Raw genomic sequence first — 20,795 nt, forward strand, 5'->3', positions numbered from 1 at the left:
GGGCTTGACAGGTTGGTTATGATACGGACTTTGCCCGAAGCGGCCTACCCTGTGCCGCGCCAGTATTGTTAAGGACACCATGAGCAAGCCTACCGTCGAAAAAGCTGCCAACTTCCTGCGCCCCATCGTCCAGGCTGATCTGGACAGCGGCAAGCACGCCAAGATCGTGACCCGCTTCCCGCCGGAGCCCAACGGCTACCTGCACATCGGCCATGCCAAGAGCATCTGCCTGAACTTCGGCCTGGCCGACGAGTTCGGCGGTCAGTGCAACCTGCGTTTCGACGACACCAACCCGGCCAAGGAAGACCAGGAATACATCGACGCGATCAAGGCCGATGTCGAGTGGCTGGGCTTCAAGTGGGCCGGTGAGGAGCGCTACGCCTCCAACTATTTCGATCAACTGCATGCCTGGGCCGTCGAGCTGATCAAGGCGGGCAAGGCCTTCGTCTGCGACCTGAACGCCGAGGAGATGCGCGAGTACCGCGGCAACCTGACCGAGCCGGGCAAGAACAGCCCGTTCCGCGAGCGCAGCGTCGAGGAAAACCTCGATCTGTTCGCCCGCATGAAGGCCGGTGAGTTCCCCGACGGCGCCCGTTCGCTGCGTGCCAAGATCGACATGGCCTCGCCGAACATCAACCTGCGTGACCCGATCCTCTACCGCATCCGCCATGCCCACCACCACCAGACTGGTGACAAGTGGTGCATCTACCCGAGCTACGACTTCACCCACGGCCAGTCGGACGCCATCGAGGGCATCACTCACTCCATCTGCACCCTGGAGTTCGAGGACCATCGTCCGCTGTACGAGTGGTTCCTGACCAACCTGTCGGTGCCGGCGCAGCCGCGTCAGTACGAATTCGCCCGGCTGAACCTGAACTACACCATCACCAGCAAGCGCAAACTCAAGCAACTGGTGGACGAAAAGCACGTCAACGGTTGGGACGACCCGCGCATGTCGACGCTGTCCGGTTACCGTCGCCGTGGCTATACCCCGGCTTCGATCCGCGCTTTCTGCGACATGATCGGCGTCAACCGCGCCGGCGGCCTGGTGGATATCGGCATGCTCGAGTTCGCCATTCGTGACGACCTGGACGCCAACGCCGCGCGTGCCATGTGCGTGCTCAAACCGCTGAAGGTGGTGATCACCAACTACCCGCAAGGCCAGGTCGAGAACCTGGAGCTGGCGCGCCATCCCAAGCAGGACATTGGCACCCGCGTGCTGCCGTTCTCACGCGAGATCTACATCGACGCCAGCGATTTCGAAGAAACCCCGCCGGACGGCTTCAAGCGCCTGATCCCAGGTGGTGAAGTGCGCTTGCGTGGCAGCTACGTGATTCGTGCTGACGAGGCGATCAAGGACGCTGCCGGCAATATCGTCGAGCTGCGTTGCAGCTATGACGAGAACACCCTGGGTAAGAACCCGGAAGGCCGCAAGGTCAAGGGTGTGATCCACTGGGTGCCGGCCGCCGAGAGCGTCGAGTGCGAAGTGCGCCTGTACGATCGTCTGTTCCGCTCGGCCAACCCCGAGAAAGCGGAAGAGGGCGGTAGCTTCCTCGACAACATCAACCCGGATTCGCTGGTGGTGCTCACCGGTTGCCGCGCCGAGCCGTCGCTGGCCAAGGCAGCGGCCGAGGATCGCTTCCAGTTCGAGCGCGAAGGCTACTTCTGCCTGGACAAGGACTCGACTGCCGATGCGCTGGTGTTCAACCGTACCGTCACCCTGCGCGATTCCTGGGGTCAGTAAATGGCACTTTCCATCTACAACACCCTGAGCAAGGTCAAAGAGCCGTTCAAGCCTTTGGAAGGCAACAGCGTGCGCATGTACGTGTGCGGCATGACGGTCTATGACTTCTGCCACATTGGTCACGCTCGCGTGATGGTCGCCTTCGACGTAGTCACCCGCTGGCTGCGTCAGCGTGGTTACGATGTGACCTACGTGCGCAACATCACCGACATCGACGACAAGATCATCAAGCGCGCCAACGAGAACGGCGAGCCGTTCGAGGCGCTGGTCGAGCGCATGATCGCGGCGATGCATGAAGACGAAGCGCGCCTGTCTGTGCTGCGTCCGGATATCGAGCCGCGCGCCACCGGCCATATCGCCGGCATGCACCAGATGATCCAGACCCTGATCGACAAGGGCTTTGCCTACGCGCCGGGTAATGGCGACGTGTACTACCGCGTCGGCAAGTTTGTTGGCTACGGCAAGCTGTCGCGCAAGAAGATCGAAGACCTGAAGATCGGTGCGCGCATCGAGATCGACGAGGCCAAGGAAGATCCACTGGACTTCGTCCTGTGGAAGGGCGTCAAGCCGGGTGAGCCGAGCTGGGAGTCGCCTTGGGGCGCAGGTCGCCCGGGCTGGCACATCGAGTGCTCGGTAATGTCCACCTGCTGCCTGGGCGAGACCTTCGACATCCACGGCGGTGGCCCGGATCTGGTGTTCCCGCACCACGAGAACGAGATCGCCCAGAGCGAGGCGGCCACCGGCAAGCAGTACGCCAACGCCTGGATGCACGCCGGCGCGGTACGTGTGGATGGCGAGAAGATGTCCAAGAGCCTGGGCAACTTCTTCACCATTCGCGAGGTGCTGGAGAAGTATCATCCTGAGGTGGTGCGCTACCTGCTGGTATCCAGCCACTACCGCAGCCCGATCAACTACTCGGAAGAGAGCCTCAAGGAAGCCAAGGGCGCCCTGGAGCGTTTCTACAACGGCCTCAAAGGCCTGCCGGTAGCTGCGCCTGCCGGTGGCGAAGCCTTCGTCGAGCGTTTCGGCGCAGCGATGGACGATGATTTCAATTCACCAGAAGCCTGTGCGGTGTTGTTCGAGATGATCCGCGAGGTCAACCGCCTGCGTGAATCCGACGTGCAGGCTGCTGCTGGCCTGGCCGCCCAGCTCAAGCAACTGGCCAGCGTGCTTGGCGTGCTGCAGCTCGAACCCGATGCATTCCTCCAGGCCGGAGCTGCTGGCAAGGTCGATGCCGCCGAAGTCGAGGCGCTGATCGCCGCGCGCCTGAAGGCTCGCGCGGACAAGAACTGGGCGGAAAGCGACCGTATCCGTGACCAGCTCACCGCCATGGGCGTGGTGCTGGAAGACGGTAAGGGTGGTACCACCTGGCGTCTGGCCGAGTGAGTACTGCGCTGAACGACAAAGGCCGCTGGATAGCGGCCTTTGTCGTTTCTGGGACAAGCGTTAGCGTGGTTGGCGAGCGTCGAAACGCTCCGCCCAGCGGTGCTCGCGAAATCGCTCGACGATGAAGTCGATGAATACTCGCGTCTTGGCCGGCAGCAGCTTCTGCGCGCTGAAGTACAGGCTCAGGCTGCCGGTGTCGACGTACCAGTCCGGTAATACCCGCTGCAGGCTGCCGCGTTGCAGATAGGGCAGCGCGTGGACGGTGCTGACCAGGGTGATGCCAAGGCCTTGTAGGGCGGCATGGCAAGCCGCCTCGGGATCGTTCATGGTCATGCGCTGCTTCAGTTCGAGGGGGACTTGCTGGTCGTCACGCGTACGCAGTGGCCAAGTGCGCACGCGACCCGTCTGCGGCGAGCGGATGAGAATGCCGTCATGCTGCGTCAGATCCTCTGATCGCGTGATGGGCGCGTGTTTGGCGAGATAAGCCGGAGCTGCCAGCAGTACCCGGTGGGCAGGCGCCAGTTGCCGGGCAATCGCGCCGGGAGGCAATTCGAAGCCGCCGCCGATGGCCGCGTCGAAACCCTCACCGATGAGATCGACGGCACGGTTGTCGAAGTGCCAGTCCGGGCTGATCGCCGGATAGCGCGTGAGGAAATCGGCCAGGTGCGGCAGGATGTAGTCGCGGCCGAAGGCCACGCCCATGCTCACCTTCAACGTACCCGCAGGTTGCCCCTGGCTGCTCGCCAGGTTCGCCACAGCGCCCTGAATGCTCGCAAGACCGCCTGACACCTCTGCAAGAAAACGCTCGCCGGATTCGGTCAGCGTCAGCCGGCGTGTGCTGCGCAGGAACAGGCGCACGCCGAGATTGGACTCCAGGCGGGCAACGTTCTTGCCAACGGCGGCCGGAGTCAAACCCAGGCGCCGCGCGGCTTCGGCGAAGCTGCCTGCCTCTGCGGTGCGGACGAAGCACTCGATGCTGCTGAGGGTTTCCATGGTCGCTTCATAAACCTTTGGTATCGACTGAATGTCTTGATTGCTAGCTTATCGGTTTTGAATCTCGGGTGAATACTGGGGGCGTGTTCCATTCAACCCCTCAGTTTCAGGAGATTTCCCATGAGCATTCAGAAAACCCTCGAAAACAAGGTCGCCTTCATCCAGGGCGGCTCCCGCGGCATCGGTGCCGCCATTGCCCAGCGCCTGGCAAAAGCAGGTGCTGCCGTTGCGCTGACCTATGTTTCATCGGCGGCAGGTGCCCTCGATGTGGTGCGTGAGATCGAAGCCGCTGGCGGCCGCGCCATCGCGATTCAGGCCGATAGCCGTGACGAGCAGGCCATTCGCGGCGCCATCCGCCATGCCGTGGATGCCTTCGGTCGTCTCGATATCCTGGTGAACAATGCCGGTGTGCTGGCGGTGGCGCCGATCGATGAATTCAGCATCGAGGATCTGGATCGTACCCTGGACGTAAACGTGCGCAGCGTGGTGATCGCTAGCCAGGAGGCTGCGAGGCTGATGGGCGAGGGTGGTCGCATCATCACCATCGGCAGCACCAACGCCGAGCGCATGCCATTCGCCGGTGGTTCGGTCTATGCGCTGAGTAAGGCCGCAGTGGCTGGTTTCACCAAGGGCCTGGCGCGTGACCTGGGGCCGCGCGGCATCACCGTCAACAATGTGCAGCCCGGCCCGGTGGATACCGACATGAACCCGGATCAGGGTGATTTTGCCGAGTCGCTGAAGCAGACCATGGCCCTGCCGCGTTATGGCAAGGCCGAAGAAATCGCCAGCTTCGTCGCCTATCTGGCCGGCCCCGAGGCGGCCTACATCACTGGGGCGAACCTGACCATCGACGGCGGCTTCTCGGCCTGAGCAGGCAGGTAGGGTGGTGCCACCTGCTGTCTGATCGAGTAAGCCTCACACTTAACGACAAAGGCCGCGCTTCCGAGTGGCCTTTGTCGTTTCGGTTTCTTCTGCGTTGCGAGTGAGTTGGCGAGTCTGTAATGGGCGTTTCAGATGACGGAGGCAGAATTTCGCAAGTGTGGTGGTCAGATTTTCGATTTTTTTTGCCGATGCGACAGTCAGTTACGCCAGTTCGACAGCTCGTCCGCCAACTGTGCTGCTGATGGACGCTTTTCGTTAGTATGCGCGCCTTATCGTGTCCGTGGCGCCACAAGCGCCTGGCGATGCCTGCAGTGGTTCGAGCCAAAACGCTCGGGCGACGTTTCCCCGATCCCTCAAGGAAACCCCCGCAACTCTTCGATTTCCTGTCTGTGGTATTTCCCTTTATGACTCGTTTGAAAGGCTCGGACCTCCTGGCCCTCGGCTTCATGACATTTGCGTTGTTTCTCGGCGCAGGCAATATCATCTTCCCGCCAAGTGCCGGCCTGGCTGCAGGGGAGAACCTGCTTCCTGCCGCCATCGGTTTTCTACTGACCGGTGTCGGCCTGCCGCTGTTGACTGTGGTGGCCCTGGCCCGAGTGGGCGGCGGCATGGATCTGCTCACCGCGCCACTGGGTAAAGTGGCGGGTGCAATCCTTGCGGTAGCGGTGTACCTGGCCATCGGCCCGCTGTTCGCTACGCCGCGCACCGCCGTGGTGTCCTTCGAGATGGGTATCGCGCCGTTCACCGGCAACGACGGTGCGCCACTGCTGATCTATACCCTGGTGTATTTCGCGGCTGTGCTGTTCCTGTCGCTCAATCCCGGTCAACTGGTCGACCGTATCGGTAAATTCATCACGCCGGTCCTGTTGGCTGCGCTGCTGGTGTTGGGCGGTGCTGCGCTGTTCGCGCCTGCTGGCGAGATTGGCGCTGTAGCTGAAAGCTACCGTGACGCGCCGTTGGTGCAGGGCTTCCTGCAGGGGTATCTGACCATGGATACCCTGGGCGCACTGGTGTTTGGCATCGTGATCGCCAGCGCCATTCGTGACCGTGGTGTTAGCGATGCCGGCCTCGTCACACGTTACTCGGTGATCGCTGGCGTCATCGCCGCCACCGGTTTGTCGCTGGTTTATCTGGCGCTGTTTTACCTCGGGGCTACCAGTCAGGGCATCGCGGGTGATGCGCAGAACGGTGTGCAGGTGCTGACCACTTACGTGCAGCACACCTTCGGTACTACCGGGAGCCTGCTGCTGGCGGTGGTTATCACCCTGGCCTGCCTGACCACTGCGGTTGGCCTGCTGACTGCGTGTGGTGAGTTCTTCAGCAAGCTGTTGCCGGTTTCCTACCGTAGCGTGGTGATCGTCTTCGGCCTATTCAGTCTGGTGGTGGCCAATCAGGGCCTGACTCAACTGATCAGTTTCTCGATTCCGGTTCTGGTAGGACTTTATCCGCTGGCTATCGTTTTGGTTGCGCTGAGCCTGGCCAACCGTCTGTGGATCTCCCAGTCGCGGGTTTTCGTGCCGGTGATGGCCGTTACGCTGGTCTTCGGCGTTGCCGACGGTGTTGCCGCGACTCCCTGGGCGGACAAGGTCCCCGCGTGGTTCGGGCAGTTGCCTTTGGCCGGCCAGAGCCTGGGCTGGCTGCTGCCGGTGGCGGTGACGCTGGTTCTGGTGGTGGCACTGGATCGCATCCTGAGCCTGCGTCAGAGCGCTACTGCTGCGTAAGGCACGCTCGAAACAAAATAAGGCCGCCCACGAGGCGGCCTTTTTTGTCGAACAAGGAAAGAGGCAGCCTGGCTATAATCCTTCGCAGTCTTACAAGGAGTTGGCATGCTCAACAGCTACCCGTATTTGCCTCATTTTCTGGCCGCGCTGTGGTTCGTTCTGTGCTGGGGCGGCTACACCCGTTATGCCTCGGCAAAGGCGCAAACCACTCCCTGCCTCGCCAGTGTCCTGCATCTGTACCGTGAAGACTGGATGCGCCGTATGCTGCTGCGCGACAATCGCATTGCCGACGCCAACGTGATCGGTAACCTCGAGCGTAATGCCTCGTTCTTCGCCTCCAGCACGCTGATTATCCTGGCCGGTATCCTCACCGTGCTGGGCGCTTCCGACCGTGCCTTGTCGCTGCTGGCTGACATTCCCTTCGTGCAGCAAGCCAGTCGTGGTCTATCCGAGATCAAGTTGCTGTGCCTGGGCATCATCTTCGTCTATGCCTTCTTCACCTTCAGTTGGTGCATGCGTCAGTACAACTTCGCAGCGGTGCTGGTGGGTTCGGCGCCAATGTTGGGCGAGCGGCATGTCACCGAGCAGGAGCGCAAGGCTTTCGCTGAGCGCACGGCGCGAGTAATTTCGATGGCGGCCAACCAGTTCAACTTCGGTTTGCGCGCCTATTATTTCGGTATGGCAACCCTGTCCTGGTTCATCAATCCATGGTTCTTCATGCTGGTGACTGCCGGCGTTGTCGTGGTGCTGTATCGCCGAGAATTCCATTCCGATGTTCTGGAAGTGATGGTCTATACGCCAACGCCGGCCGCCGAGGTGGCCAAGGAGAAGAGTGAATGAGTCTTCCGTTCTGGTGCGTCTTCATCAGCGCCTTGTTGATCTTCATCGCCAAGGCCCCGGTGGCCAAGGCCATGGCCGAGGAGGGCGGTGGTCGCTATGACAACCATCACCCGCGCGCCCAGCAGGCGCGGCTAACGGGTTTCGGCGCGCGTGCTCTGGCCGCGCATTTGAATAGCATCGAGGCGTTCCCGCTGTTCGCGGTTGGTGTGCTGATGGCGCATACCACGCAGACTTACGGCTTTTTGATCGACATTCTGGCCGTCACTTTCGTTATCAGTCGCGTGCTGTATATGCTGTTCTACTGGTGGGATCTGCACTGGCAGCGCAGCCTGGTATGGGTGGTGGGCCTGGCCTGTAGCCTGCTGCTGATGATCAGCCCGGCGCTGAAATAAAAGAAGGCCCGCATTGCGGGCCTTCTTGGTTTTCAGCTTAGGTTACTGACCGTCGACAGCGTCTTTGGCTTCGTCGCCGGCGTCCTCGATGGCGTCTGCCGCATCGCTGGCCGCATCCTCAATTTTTTCGCCAGTGGTAGGTTCATTACCCAAGGCTTCGTTGGTCTTCTGCTCGATGGCATCGCCGGTGTCTTTGGCTGCATCGCCCAGGTTCTCCATCGCTTCGGAGACTGACTCCTTGGCCGACTCCATCTTGTCTTCCGGGGTTTTCTCGCAGGCGGCGAGACCCAGGGCAGTGGCAAGCAGCAGGGCATAAGTCAGAGGTTTGTTCACGGTCATCACTCCATGTGTGAGAGTTATAAGTGGCTGGGCTGACCCCAGAACACACAGTCACTTCGAATGTCGGTAGTGCCAATAAGTTCCCAAGGCGATGAGCGCGGCACAGGGACCGGTGTGAGTCCAGGCACAAGGCGCTATCATTCGCTGTTTTTGCCATAGCAGAGCGGCAGGGTGATGAGCGAGCAGTCGATTCAGGAGCGGGCACAGCGGTTTTTGTCCGCGTTGCGTCATTGTCAGGTGCTGGGCATGCGTGTCGAGTCGGCCGACGGCAAAGGACTGACGCTGCGCTTGCCATACACACCACATATCGTTGGCAATCCGGACACCGGTGTGATTCATGGTGGTGCCATCACTACGCTGATGGACACCACCTGTGGTATCTCCACGGTCTGCGTACTGCCGGAGTTCGAGATCTGCCCGACTCTCGATCTGCGTATCGACTACATGCACCCGGCCGAGCCCGGCAAGGATGTGTTCGGTTTCGCCGAGTGTTATCGCGTTACCCCCAACATCATCTTCACCCGCGGCTACGCTTATCAGGACGACCCGCAGCAACCGATTGCCCACGTGGTCGGCACCTTCATGCGCATGGGCAAGGCCGCGCAGGGTGGCGCTGAGCTGAAGCAGAATATTCAGCAAGGCGGTGGCACGTGAGCGAGTTGAGCCTTGAACAACTGGTGGCGCGTGCGCACCAGCAGAACGACTACGACCCGCTGATCAGCCTGATCCCTTACGCCAAACTGCTGGGCATCGAGTGTCTGCGCCTGGGCGACGACATGGTCTTTCGTCTGCCAGCCAATCGCGATTGCATCGGCAACCCGGTACTACCGGCGCTGCATGGTGGCGTAATCGCCGGTTTCATGGAGCATGCGGCCATGCTTCATCTATTGATGTTCATGGGCATTCCACATTTGCCCAAAATCATCGACTTCTCGATAGATTACCTGCGCGCCGGCCATTATCGTGACACCTATGCGCAGTGCCAGGTCTGGCGGCAGGGGCGTCGGGTGGCCAACGTGGCGATTACCGCCTGGCAGACCAAGCAGGCCGAACCGATTGCCACCGCCCGTGCCCACTTCAAGGTCGATGAGCCCTGAGCGCTTGAGACTTGCCCGGCAGTTGGAACGGATCGGCAGCGCAGCGAAATCATGACAAGGACCCTGTAGATGGATGCGTTGCTGATAATTGGTGGCCTGCTGCTGATGCTGGCTGGTCTGGTATGGCTGGTCATGCGGGCGTTCGCCACCAGCCTGTTGTGGGGCTGGGGCAGCCTGATCCCGCCGATTACCTTGATTTACATCGTGCGCCACTGGCAGCGAGCGCGCAGTGCGGTCACTCTGATCGGGCTTGGTGTGATTCCCCTGGTGGTAGGTCTCACGTTGCTGGCCAGCAAGGATGCCGAACGTCTGGCGGCGATAGTCCGCCTGGACTGGCTAAAGCCCGAAGTGCAGGCGCCGGCCGAGCTGGCCATCAATCTGGGCGGTGAGCTCAACGGGCAACCATTTCACCCGCAGCAGGGTGAGCTGATCGATGGTGTGCTGGTGTTGCGCGAAGGCCTGGATTTCTTCGCCTTGCGCGAATTGAGCATTCGTCTGCCGCAGCCGGTCGACGGTCCGATACGTATCGACGTATTGCCCCAGGACAGCGGTAACCTGCCCGAGGTGGAGCTGAGCTGGCTGTTACCGGAGCAGGATCTGCCCGAGGCTCGTCGTCTGAGCCGTGGCTACACCCTGCATCTGGACCTGCAGCCGCAGGAGCCGAACCGACTGGTCGGCGATTTCCATCTGGTCTTGCCGCCGCGCTTCAAAACCAGCCTGAGTGGCCGGGTCGAGCTGTATCGTGATCGCCTGCGCTATGTCGATGGCCACATCGATGCGCGCTTCGACTCGCGCGACACTGTCGCCTATCTCCTCCAGGATTACCTGCAGCGGCGTTTCGCCACGCGCGACGTGCGTGAGCTGAAACTGCCGGTATTCACCTTCGAGGGCGATACCCTGGAGTTGCAGGTCGATGCTCAGGTCGACGGGCGTAACGAGCGCTTGCCCATACGTTTGCACAAACGTTCCGAGCAGGGCTGGATGGTGGATGGCGATCGCTTCCCGGCATTGCCCACCGTCGCGGCCAAACAACCGGCGCAACAAGTTGAAGCAACGCCCGTCGAGGAGCGCCTAAGTCGTCCGGTCGATCGTCGTCAGCGTTTCAGTCTGGCGCGCTTGCAACGCAACCCAGAGCAGTACCGCAACCTCAGCATGCGCTTGAGTCGCGCCAATGGCGGCACGGTGGAGGGGCGTTTCGTCGGTATCGATAACGATGGCAGCATTCTTCTGAGCCAACAGATGGGCACTGGCGGCGGCCAGGCCAGCTTCAGTTTCAAAGCGGAAGAAATCGGTCGCCTGGAACTGCTGGAGCCGTAGCAACGGTTTTCTGCTAAGCCCTTGAAATTTATCTGGCTGGCCCCATTTGTAGGTCATCGCCGCCGTAGCGGTTCCTGTCCTACAGATGGAGTTAGAAGACCATGAGTGTGGAAACTCAAAAAGAAACCCTGGGCTTCCAGACCGAGGTGAAGCAACTGCTTCACCTGATGATCCATTCCCTGTACTCGAACAAGGAAATCTTCCTGCGCGAGTTGATCTCCAACGCCTCAGACGCCGCTGACAAGCTGCGTTTCGAGGCGCTGGCCAAGCCCGAGCTGCTCGAAGGCGGCGCTGATCTGAAGATCCGCCTGTCTTTCGACAAGGATGCCAAGACCGTCACCCTCGAGGACAACGGCATCGGCATGAATCGCGAGGAGGTCATCGCGCACCTGGGCACCATCGCCAAATCCGGCACTTCCGACTTCCTGAAGAATCTCTCCGGCGACCAGAAGAAGGATTCGCACCTGATCGGTCAGTTCGGCGTCGGCTTCTACTCGGCCTTCATCGTCGCCGACGAGGTCGAGGTATTCAGTCGCCGTGCCGGTAGCCCAGCCAGCGAAGGCGTGCATTGGTCATCCAAAGGCGAGGGCGAGTTCGAAGTCGCCAACGTCGAGAAAGCCGAGCGTGGTACCCGCATCGTTCTGCATCTGAAGAGCGGCGAAGAAGAGTTCGCCGACGGCTGGCGCCTGCGCAATATCGTCAAGAAGTACTCCGACCATATCGCGCTGCCCATCGAGTTGCCGAAGGAGCATCACGGTGAAGACAAGCCAGCCGAAATCGAGTGGGAAACCGTCAACCGCGCCAGTGCCCTGTGGACCCGTCCGCGTACCGAGGTCAAGGACGAGGAATACCAGGAGTTCTACAAGCACGTCGGCCATGACTTCGAGAACCCGCTGAGCTGGAGCCACAACAAGGTCGAAGGCAAGCTGGAGTACACCTCGCTGCTCTACGTGCCTAGCCGTGCGCCGTTCGACCTGTACCAGCGCGAGGCGCCCAAGGGTCTCAAGCTTTACGTGCAGCGCGTATTCATCATGGACCAGGCCGATCAGTTCCTACCGTTGTACCTGCGCTTCATCAAAGGTGTGGTCGACTCCAACGATCTGTCGCTGAATGTTTCCCGTGAAATCCTGCAGTCCGGCCCGGTCATCGATTCGATGAAATCGGCGCTGACCAAGCGCGTTCTGGACATGCTGGAGAAGCTGGCCAAGGATAAACCGGACGACTACAAGACCTTCTGGAAGGCCTTCGGTCAGGTACTTAAGGAAGGCCCGGCGGAAGACTTCGCCAACAAGGAGAAGATCGCCGGCCTGCTGCGTTTCGCCTCCACCGCTGGTGAAGGTGACGAGCAGTCGGTTTCGCTGGCTGACTACCTGGGCCGCGTCAAGGAAGGTCAGGACAAGATCTACTTCCTAACTGGCGAAAGCTACGCACAGATCAAGAACAGCCCGCACCTGGAGGTCTTCCGCAAGAAAGGCATCGAAGTGCTGTTGCTCACCGACCGTATCGATGAGTGGCTGATGAGCTACCTGACCGAGTTCGATGGCAAGCAGTTCGTCGACGTGGCCCGTGGCGACCTGGATCTGGGCGAACTGGACTCGGAAGAGGACAAGAAAGCCCAGGAAGAAGTCGCCAAGGCCAAGGAGGGGCTGATCGAGCGCCTCAAGGGGGCGCTGGGTGAGCAGGTCGCCGAGGTACGCGTATCTCACCGCCTGACCGACTCGCCAGCTATTCTTGCCATCGGCGAGCAGGATCTCGGCCTGCAGATGCGCCAGATCCTCGAGGCCAGCGGGCAGAAAGTGCCGGATGCCAAGCCGATCTTCGAGTTCAACCCTGCGCACCCGCTGATCGAGCGCCTGGATGCTGAGCCGGACGAGGATCGCTTCACTGATCTGTCGCACATCCTCTTCGACCAGGCCGCATTGGCCGCTGGCGACAGCCTGAAAGACCCAGCCGCTTACGTGCAGCGTCTGAACAAGTTGCTGGTAGAGCTTTCTGCCTGACAGGTCAGGTACTAGACTAAGCCCGCTTCGGCGGGCTTTTCTATGGGCGCTATAGCTCAGCTGGATTTGACAAGCGCAGTCCCGTCGTTTCAGATGGTGGCAATTAGCTGGCTTTCTGCCGGCGCCCTGGGGTTGTATGTCGATTCTCGAGTTGTTCTTCATCATGGGTGCGGACCCAAGTGTCCTCGTGCTCAGTCGCTACGACCCCGAGCTGGTGCTGTTGTCGCTGGCCATTGCCGTATTCGCCGCTGGCATGGCCTTGCAACTGGCTGGCGAAGCCCGCAATAGCACGCACCCCGTCGCCCGACAAATCACCATCTTTACCGGCTCGCTCGCGCTCGGCGGTGGCATCTGGGCCATGCATTTTCTCGGCATGCTCGCCTTCGAGCTGTGTGCGGCGGTGCGTTTCGATCTGGGGATCACGCTGTTATCGATGCTGCCGAGCCTGGCTGCCTCCTGGGTCGCTCTGAGTCTGTTGGCGCGGCGTGACCTGAGCCTGCTGCAACTCTGTGTCGGTGGTGTGCTGGTTGGTGCCGGTATTGGCGCCATGCACTACAGCGGTATGGCGGCGATGCAGATGGCGCCGCTGCTACGTTATGACCCCTGGATGTTTGCCCTGTCCATCGTCGTCGCCGTTGCCCTTGCCATTCTGGCGTTGTGGGTACGCTTCGGTCTGCAGGGGCGTTTGCCGGCGCTCTGGGCGCTGTTGCTCAGCGCTCTGGTCATGGGGCTGGCCATCAGTGGCATGCATTACACGGGAATGGCGGCGGCGCGCTTCGTCGGCACGCCCGAGTCGGATGCACCTATGGGGATAGTCGACAGCGGCTATATCGCCATTGCCATCACGTTACTGACCGTTGCTCTGACCGTCTTCGTGGTAGCGGTCAACACACTGCTGCACTACCGACGTATGAGTCGTCAGCTCAAGGTCAGCGAGCAGCACCTGCGCTCGATCTTCGATACTGCCCTGGATGCCATCATCACCGTCGACCATAGCGGCATCGTGCGTTCGGCCAACCGTGCGGTCTCGCAGCTGTTCGGTTGGGATCCACAGGCGTTGGTGGGGATGCATATGCGCTCTCTGGTGCCTGCTCGCTATGTCGGTGAGATGGAGACGCTACTGGCCGACTACCTCAGAACCGGCCGCCTGACGCTGCCGACAGGCGAACAGGAGCTGGTGTGCCTGACCCGCGGTGGCGAAGAAAAACCCATACGCATCAGCATTGGCATCACTCACGCGGATAGCCGTCCGCTGTTCGTGGTGTTCGTTGCCGACATCAGCGAGCGACAGCGTATGGAAAAAGCCTTGCGCAGCAGTGAGCAGCAGTATCGTTCGCTGATCAGCAACATTCCTGGCGTATCGTTTCGCTGCCTGCTCGATCGTGACTGGACCATGCTGTTCATCAGCGATGCCGTGCAGACCCTGACCGGCTGGAGTGCTGACGATTTCATCAGCCAGCGATGCTCGATCGCCGATCTTTACCACCCGGATGACTACCAGCCCACTGCTGATCAGGTGATTGCAGCCATCGAGCAGGGGCGTAATTACACGGTCGAGTATCGTCTGTTCGACCGTGACGGCAAGGAGCACTGGATCTGGGAAAGTGGCAGTGCGGTTTGCGATGAGCAAGGTGTGCCGCGCTGGATCGATGGCGTGCTGCTCGATCAGACCGAAAACAAACGACGCAACGCCGAGTATGAAGGCAAGGTGACGGCGATCAGCAGGGCCATGGCGCTGATCGAATTCGATCTTGAGGGTAACCTCCTGGAGGTCAACGATAATGCCCTGGCACTGTTCGGTTATGAGCGCGAGGAAGTAGTCGGTCGCCATCACCGCATGTTCTGCTACCCGGAGCAGATTGCGAGTGAGAGCTACCATCAGGGCTGGGCTGACCTGCGAGCCGGCCACTTCCGAACTGGTGAGTATCGTCGCAAAGGCAAGGATGGGCGTGAGGTCTGGATTCAGGCCAGCTACAACCCGATCTTCAATACCGACGGCAAGCCGTTCAAAGTGGTCAAGCTGGCCACTGATCTGACCCCGCGACGCCTGATGGAGCAGGAGTTGCGGGCTGCCCGTGATCGCGCCGAGGCCGCCGCTGCCGCGCGCAGCAGCTTCCTGGCCAACATGAGTCATGAAATTCGTACGCCGATGAATGCCATCATCGGTTTTACCGACCTGCTGCTGGAAACGCCCCTTTCCAACGAGCAGCGTCGTCACCTGAGCACCGTGCAGCATTCCTCGCGTTCGCTGCTGGGCTTGCTCAATGACATCCTCGACACGGCCAAGCTCGACCGTGGTGCCATCGAGCTGGAACAGCTGGATTTCTCCCTGCGCGAACTGTGCGAGCAGGTACTCGCGACGCAGCGTCTGGCGGCCGAAAGCAAAGGCTTGCAACTGCATCTGGATTATCCGGCTACGACTACCGATTTTTTCTGCGGCGACCCACTGCGTTTGCAACAGATCCTGACCAACCTGCTGGGCAATGCGGTCAAGTTCACCCTGCACGGCGAGGTTCGTCTGAAGGTGACGGGGGAGCCAGGCGCGATGCGTCTGGCGGTGAAAGACACCGGCATCGGTATCGCAGCCGACCGCCTGGAGAAAATCTTCGAGCCTTTCGCTCAGGCCGATGCGTCGATGAGTCGACGTTTCGGTGGTACCGGCCTCGGTACCACCATCTCTCGGCAATTGGTCGAGTTGATGGGGGGGCGCTTGCGGGTCGAAAGTACCGAAGGGCAAGGCAGTTGCTTCAGCATCGAATTGCCGCTGCGCGCCGGCAAGCGCTTGGCGTCGCAGCAACGCGCCGTGCTGCCTGAACTGGGGCAGCTGAATATTCTTGCTGCCGATGACGTGCCGCAGAACCTCGAATTGTTGCAACTGACCCTGGAGCATTTCGGCCATCGCATACACTGCGTCGCCGATGGTGAAGGCGCAATACAGGCGTTCACCCAGCAGCGTTTCGATCTGATCCTGATGGATGTGCAGATGCCGGGTGTTGATGGCCTGGAAGCGTCACGACGGATCCGCCAGCTGGAAGCCGCCGAGGCGCGAGAGCCGATTCCGATCATCGCTCTAACCGCCAGCGTACTTGATCAGGACCGTCAGGCTGCGTTGGACTCGGGGATGAATGGTTTCGCCTCGAAGCCTTTGGATCTCAACGCACTGCTCTGGGAAATTGCACGCCTGCTCGGGCTGACCGATGTACCCAGCGCAGTAGTCAGTGCCACTCGTGTCGCCGACGACGGCCTGTTCGACTGGGTGCGCGGCAGCAGCCTGTGGGGCGGGCCGCTGCGTATGGCTCAGGCGATCAATACGTTTATTGGCGAACAACATGATCTGGCGGTGCGCCTCAGTCGACTGCTGGCGGCACGCGACTGGCAAGAGGGCGAGGCGCTTGCGCATCGCCTGCATGGCGCTGCCGCAAACCTGGCCATGAGCAGCCTTGCCAGTCTGGGGCAGTCGGTCGAGCGGGCGTTTCAGGCGCAGGACGAGCAGGGGTTGCCCGCATTGATTGCGGAGCTTGAGCAGGCCCTTCTGACGGTCAAGAACGTAGTGCCGCAGGTGCCGGATACGGCGTCTACGAGCGAAAGTTCGGCTGTTGACGCACGCTCGCTGCGTGAACAGGCAAGTCAGCTGCGACAGGCGCTGCAGCGGGGCGGTCTGGACGATGAGGCCCTTGCTGCCATGGCGCAGACCGCCGAGGGCACGTCCTACAGCGCGGCCTTGAACGACATACGCCAGGCGCTGGATGATTTTGATTTCGATCAGGCCTTGCGGGTGCTCGATCAACTGTTGCTGCGACTGCAAGATGAGGACGCGACTGCATGATGACCCTGGCTTCCGATACTCGCCCGCTATTGCTGTTGGTCGACGACGAACCCACTAACCTGCAGGTGCTGCGCCATATCCTGCAGGACGACTATCGCCTGCTGTTCGCCAAGGAAGGGCCGCGCGCCCTGGAAATGGCCGAGCGTGAGCGGCCCGACCTGATTCTGCTCGACGTGATGATGCCGGGCATGACTGGCTATGAGGTGTGCGAACAGCTCAAGGCCAATCCGTTACTACATACGATTCCGGTGATCTTCGTTACCGCCCTCGGCGATGTCGACGATGAAGCGCGTGGCTTCGAGGTCGGCGCGGTGGATTACATCACCAAGCCGGTGAGCCCGCCGATCGTGCGTGCGCGTGTGCGTACGCACCTGTCACTGGTGCGGGTCGACGAGCTGAAACAGACTCGCTTGCAGATCGTCCAGCGCCTGGGCATGGCGGCTGAATACAAGGACAACGAGACTGGCTTGCACGTTATTCGCATGAGCCATTTCTCCAAGGTGTTGGCCCTGGCCGCCGGCTTCAGCGAGAGCGCTGCCGAGGAATTGCTCAATGCGGCACCGATGCATGATGTCGGCAAGATCGGTATACCCGATGCCGTGCTGCGCAAACCGGGCAAGCTGGACGAGCAGGAGTGGCAGGTGATGCGCCAGCATGTGGAGATTGGTGCGCGAATCATCGGCGAACACAGTTCGGGACTGCTGCGCACGGCGCAACTGATCGCGCTGTCGCACCATGAGAAGTGGGATGGCAGCGGTTACCCCAATGGCCTGAGTGGCGAAGACATCCCTCTTGAGGGCCGCATCGTCGCCATCGCCGATGTGTTCGATGCGCTGACCAGCGTGCGCCCTTACAAGCAGGCATGGACTGTGGAGGCTGCGGTCGACTTCCTGCGTGAGCAGAGCGGTCGTCATTTCGATCCGCGCCTGGTCGAGCTGTTCATCGCCTGCCTGCCCGAAATTCTGCAGATCAAGGAGCGCTGGGCCGAGCAGCCCGCCGCTTGAAACCTCCTGTCTAAAAACCGCCTCATATCGACTTGGTCATTGTCCACGGTAAGGCTATTGTTAGGGGCCTACCATTGCCAAGGGCAGGCCTCACCATGCAGAAGAAGACACTGGTTCCCCTGTTGTGCGCGGCATTCGCCGGTCTTGCCGATGCGGCCGTCGTGACCAAGCCGATTTCCTATGAGATCGAAGGCGAGGCTTTCGAGGGTGTGCTGGTTTATGACGACTCGGTGACAACCCCGCGCCCCGGTTTGTTAGCCGTTCCCAACTGGATGGGCGTCAACCAGGACACCGTGGCCAAGGCGGCGCGCGCAGCGGGCGACAAATACGTGGTGTTCGTTGCTGACATGTACGGCAAGTCCATTCGTCCCAGCAACGCTGATGAGGCAGGCGCCGCGGCCGGCAAGGTACGCGCCGACCGTCCGCTGATGCGCAAGCGCGCCCAGGCAGCGGTCGATGTGCTCAAGGCGCAGAGCGGCGAGGTGGCGCTGGATCTCGACAGACTCGGCGCCATCGGCTTCTGCTTCGGGGGTGGCACGGTACTGGAGCTGGCCCGTTCGGGCGCGCCGCTGAAGGGCTTCGTCTCCTTCCACGGCAACCTGGATACACCCAACCCGGCCGATGCCAAGAACATCAAGGCGCCGGTACTGGTACTGCATGGTGCGGACGATCCGGCCGTGCCGCAGGAGCAGGTCGACGGTTTCGTCTCGGAAATGAAGGCTGCCAAGGTGGATTGGCAGTTGGTGAGCTACGGCGGCGCCGTGCACTCGTTCACTAATCCCAAGGCCAACGTGCCGGGTCGCAACGAATACCACCCGGTTGTTGCTGCGCGGGCATTCAAGGCGATGAACGATCTGTTCGATGAGGTGTTCGCCGAGCAGTGACACGCGGCTTTGCCGCGCGTTGAACGAAAGGCTGCGCCCAATGGGCGCAGCCTTTTTTCATCTTACTTCGCTGGCAGCACGGCGATGTCGATGATGCCGTCCGGCAGATCCGTGACGTCGCCCAGGGTGGTGGGCTTGCCGCTGTCCAGATCCAGCTTGTGCAGGGTCTTGCCGGTCAGCACGTAGGCCGTGTTGCCACCCTTGCCGTCGCTAGCGATATCCATTGCGGCCGCTTTGAGGCCATCGGCGACCTTGCCGACTTCCTGCTGTACGCCATCGTTCGGCGGGTTCTGCAGCATCAGGCTGCCGCTGGCCAGGTCGATGTTGTACAGCGCGGTGCTCTGGGTGCCGGCATAGGCATTGGTGTAGGCACCGGCGACCACCTTGGGTTGCTTGCCGGCGTAAGGGCCATCGGCGGCGTAGGCGACCTTGCCGTCTACGGCGACTTCACCCGTATCGACGTTTACCCGCAGGCTGGTGCCGTCCGGGCCGAGCAGGCGCAGGCGGTCGGCCACCGGGTTGAAGTCGACCACGGCCTGGCCGCTGCCAGCCAATGCGGTTTGCAGCTTGCTGCCTGCGGTCGCCTTACCGCTGGCGGCGTCCAGGGTGTAGAGCTGATCGGTGCCGCTGAGGGCGTAGACCTGGCCGCTGGCCGGACGTACGTCCAGGCCGCGCAGGTCGCTGGCACCGCTGACAGCCATGCTGCCGGTGACCTTGAGGCTGTCGACATCGACCTTGAACAGCTTGCCGTCGGCGCCCAGTGCGAGCAGTTCGGTGGCGCTGGCGGCACCTGCGCTCAGGGTCAGCAGGCCGGCGGTGCAAAGGGTAGTGATGCGTTTCATGGTTGTTCCTCATAAAGGTTTCAGCATCGAGACGAAGCCAGCTGGCCGGCTTCGCAGGTGCCTCGACGAAACACCTGTGAGCTATACCCGCGAGGAACGGGGTTGGATGTCGGCGGATGAAAATATTTTTTCGCAGGGTAATCGGGGGAGAAAAGCTGCCGGCCAGGCGGCCGGCAACCTGCTCAGTTGGCGCTGGCCAGCACGGCGCGACCGATATACAGCACCGGGCCGCTGGGGCGGTTGTAGGGCGAGCCGCCTGCCGGTTCGAGAGTCAGCTCGAACAACTGGCCGGCCTGTACGGCGCCGATTTGCTCGGCAGGCAGACGCAGCGGCTGGCCGGCTTCGACCAGGCCCAGCGAACGCGGGCCGTCGGCCGGGTCGATCAGCGTCCAGAACTGCAGTGCGCGACCGTCAGGAACCTGATCGGCGACCAGCGGATCAAGCGAGAGCGTGCCGTCACTGCTGACCTGGATCACCCAGCCAGGCTTGGCAGCCTCGCCCGGCTCTTGCAGCACCACGGTGTAGCGTTCGCCGGCGATATCCGGGGTACGCAACAGCGGCATCAGAACGGCTACGAGCAGCGCCATGGCCAGCGCAGCTGCAGTCAGGCGCCAGGTCAGCAGGCTGTTCCACCAGTTGCTCAGCGGGCTGGCGCGTGGCGCATCGTGCAGGCCCAGGCTCTGTCGAATACGGGCCCAGAGTGCCGGCGAGGGGGCTTGTGCCGGTAGCTGGTCGCTCAGGTCGAGAAAGTGCCGTTCCCATTCCAGGGCCATACGGGTAGCACTTTCATCCGATTCGAGCAACTGCTGAACCTCGGCGGCGTCCTGCTCGTCGAGCAGACCGAGCAGGTACTCGCCAATCAAGGCACGGCGTTCTTCGGGATCGTGCGGAATCATGCTTGCAGACACTCCTGCAGCGCGCGCAGGCCGGCGCGGATACGGCCTTTGATGGTGCCCAGCGGTGTGCTCAGGCGACTGGCGATCTGCTCGTGGGTCAGACCACGGTAGAACGCCAGCAGGATCGGGTGACGTCGCGGTTTTTCCAGGCGCTGCAGGCAGCGACGCAGCAGGCGCTGTTCGGATTGCTCCAGCGCCTGCGCTTCGGCTTGCGGGCTGTCGTCCAGCACGCGTTCGATGAATTCATCGTCGACTTCGGCATACCTGCCACCACTGCGCAGGGCGTTGAGTACGCGGTAGCGCAGGATGCTGTGTACCCAGGCGCGGCCGCTACCGAGCTCGCGTCTGAAACGCGCAGCGTGTTGCCAGATGCGCACGAAAGCGTCGTGCAGACAGTCCTCGGCAATGTCGCGTCGGCCCAGCATGCTGATGGCCAGGCCGAGCAACTGCCCAGCCTCCTGCCGGTAAAGCGCCTGGAAGGCACGTTCGTCGCCGCGTGCGCAGGCTTCCAGGGTGCTTTCGTAATCGAAGTTGCGATCTGCCATGGGTCATCCGTTGGCCTGAGAAATCCGCATGCAGCTTATACCCGGCAACTGCGCTTCTGGATCACGCACAGGTAACAAAAAAATGCG

The 20,795-nt window shown here is 61.4% G+C and carries 18 protein-coding genes; 13 read left to right on the forward strand and 5 right to left on the reverse strand.

Going from position 1 to position 20,795, the window contains the following annotated elements; genetic code table 11:
- Positions 1–79 precede the first annotated feature (79 nt).
- Entirely contained in the window at positions 80–1,744 is a 1,665-nt protein-coding gene (locus tag RTH74_RS08945; RefSeq protein ID WP_316914435.1) for a glutamine--tRNA ligase/YqeY domain fusion protein, read from the forward strand.
- Positions 1,745–3,130 (forward strand): cysteine--tRNA ligase, encoded by a 1,386-nt coding sequence (gene cysS, locus RTH74_RS08950; RefSeq protein WP_316914436.1) that lies wholly within the window; start codon positions 1,745–1,747, stop codon positions 3,128–3,130.
- Positions 3,131–3,190: 60 nt separating this feature from the next.
- Here cysS and RTH74_RS08955 read toward each other — a convergent pair whose 3' ends face one another.
- Positions 3,191–4,123: a LysR family transcriptional regulator gene (locus RTH74_RS08955; RefSeq protein WP_316914437.1), complete on the reverse strand. Its 933-nt coding sequence runs from the start codon at positions 4,121–4,123 to the stop codon at positions 3,191–3,193.
- A 120-nt stretch (positions 4,124–4,243) separates the two neighbouring features.
- On the opposite strand from RTH74_RS08955, the gene RTH74_RS08960 reads away from it, so the two are divergent.
- The 4 genes from RTH74_RS08960 to RTH74_RS08975 all read left to right on the forward strand — a co-directional run bounded on the left by RTH74_RS08960 (position 4,244) and on the right by RTH74_RS08975 (position 7,958).
- Positions 4,244–4,993 (forward strand): 3-oxoacyl-ACP reductase family protein, encoded by a 750-nt coding sequence (locus RTH74_RS08960; RefSeq protein ID WP_316914438.1) that lies wholly within the window; start codon positions 4,244–4,246, stop codon positions 4,991–4,993.
- A gap of 416 nt (positions 4,994–5,409) precedes the next feature.
- Positions 5,410–6,726, forward strand: a complete 1,317-nt coding sequence (gene brnQ, locus RTH74_RS08965) for a branched-chain amino acid transport system II carrier protein (RefSeq protein WP_316914439.1) — start codon at positions 5,410–5,412, stop codon at positions 6,724–6,726.
- A 105-nt stretch (positions 6,727–6,831) separates the two neighbouring features.
- Entirely contained in the window at positions 6,832–7,566 is a 735-nt protein-coding gene (locus tag RTH74_RS08970) for a DUF599 domain-containing protein (RefSeq protein ID WP_099523748.1), read from the forward strand.
- Complete coding sequence (locus RTH74_RS08975) at positions 7,563–7,958, forward strand: MAPEG family protein (protein WP_125836437.1); 396 nt, start codon at positions 7,563–7,565, stop codon at positions 7,956–7,958. Before RTH74_RS08970 ends, RTH74_RS08975 begins: the two co-directional genes overlap by 4 nt.
- Before the next feature lie 42 nt (positions 7,959–8,000).
- On the opposite strand, the gene RTH74_RS08980 is transcribed toward RTH74_RS08975, so the two are convergent.
- Positions 8,001–8,297, reverse strand: a complete 297-nt coding sequence (locus tag RTH74_RS08980; protein ID WP_003460576.1) for a hypothetical protein — start codon at positions 8,295–8,297, stop codon at positions 8,001–8,003.
- Between the two features lie 174 nt (positions 8,298–8,471).
- On the opposite strand from RTH74_RS08980, the gene RTH74_RS08985 reads away from it, so the two are divergent.
- The 7 genes from RTH74_RS08985 to RTH74_RS09015 all read left to right on the forward strand — a co-directional run bounded on the left by RTH74_RS08985 (position 8,472) and on the right by RTH74_RS09015 (position 18,425).
- Positions 8,472–8,951, forward strand: coding sequence for a PaaI family thioesterase (locus RTH74_RS08985; RefSeq protein WP_316914440.1), 480 nt, complete (start codon positions 8,472–8,474; stop codon positions 8,949–8,951).
- Positions 8,948–9,394: a PaaI family thioesterase gene (locus tag RTH74_RS08990; protein ID WP_316914441.1), complete on the forward strand. Its 447-nt coding sequence runs from the start codon at positions 8,948–8,950 to the stop codon at positions 9,392–9,394. The genes RTH74_RS08985 and RTH74_RS08990 overlap by 4 nt, the downstream gene beginning before the upstream one ends.
- Positions 9,395–9,463: 69 nt before the next feature.
- Positions 9,464–10,711 carry an MFS transporter gene (locus tag RTH74_RS08995; RefSeq protein ID WP_316914442.1) on the forward strand — a complete coding sequence of 416 codons (1,248 nt, stop codon included), beginning with the start codon at positions 9,464–9,466 and terminating at the stop codon, positions 10,709–10,711.
- Between the two features lie 101 nt (positions 10,712–10,812).
- Positions 10,813–12,711, forward strand: a complete 1,899-nt coding sequence (gene htpG, locus RTH74_RS09000; RefSeq protein WP_316914443.1) for a molecular chaperone HtpG — start codon at positions 10,813–10,815, stop codon at positions 12,709–12,711.
- Positions 12,712–12,847: 136 nt separating this feature from the next.
- Complete coding sequence (locus RTH74_RS09005; RefSeq protein WP_316914444.1) at positions 12,848–16,537, forward strand: PAS domain S-box protein; 3,690 nt, start codon at positions 12,848–12,850, stop codon at positions 16,535–16,537.
- Complete coding sequence (locus RTH74_RS09010; protein ID WP_316914815.1) at positions 16,537–17,541, forward strand: two-component system response regulator; 1,005 nt, start codon at positions 16,537–16,539, stop codon at positions 17,539–17,541. The genes RTH74_RS09005 and RTH74_RS09010 overlap by 1 nt, the downstream gene beginning before the upstream one ends.
- A 95-nt stretch (positions 17,542–17,636) precedes the next feature.
- Entirely contained in the window at positions 17,637–18,425 is a 789-nt protein-coding gene (locus tag RTH74_RS09015; RefSeq protein ID WP_316914445.1) for a dienelactone hydrolase family protein, read from the forward strand.
- Positions 18,426–18,487: 62 nt separating this feature from the next.
- Here the strand turns inward: RTH74_RS09015 and RTH74_RS09020 are convergent, their stop codons facing one another.
- The 3 genes from RTH74_RS09020 to RTH74_RS09030 form a co-directional block, all read right to left on the reverse strand.
- Entirely contained in the window at positions 18,488–19,267 is a 780-nt protein-coding gene (locus RTH74_RS09020; protein WP_316914446.1) for a DUF4394 domain-containing protein, read from the reverse strand.
- Positions 19,268–19,449: 182 nt separating this feature from the next.
- Complete coding sequence (locus RTH74_RS09025; protein WP_316914447.1) at positions 19,450–20,163, reverse strand: anti-sigma factor domain-containing protein; 714 nt, start codon at positions 20,161–20,163, stop codon at positions 19,450–19,452.
- On the reverse strand, positions 20,160–20,708 hold the full coding sequence (locus RTH74_RS09030; RefSeq protein ID WP_099523769.1) for a sigma-70 family RNA polymerase sigma factor: 549 nt from the start codon (positions 20,706–20,708) through the stop codon (positions 20,160–20,162). Before RTH74_RS09030 ends, RTH74_RS09025 begins: the two co-directional genes overlap by 4 nt.
- Positions 20,709–20,795: the final 87 nt, after the last annotated feature.

It is taken from the genome of Pseudomonas sp. zfem001 (genome assembly GCF_032621725.1).
In the GTDB taxonomy this organism is placed as follows: domain Bacteria; phylum Pseudomonadota; class Gammaproteobacteria; order Pseudomonadales; family Pseudomonadaceae; genus Aquipseudomonas; species Aquipseudomonas sediminis.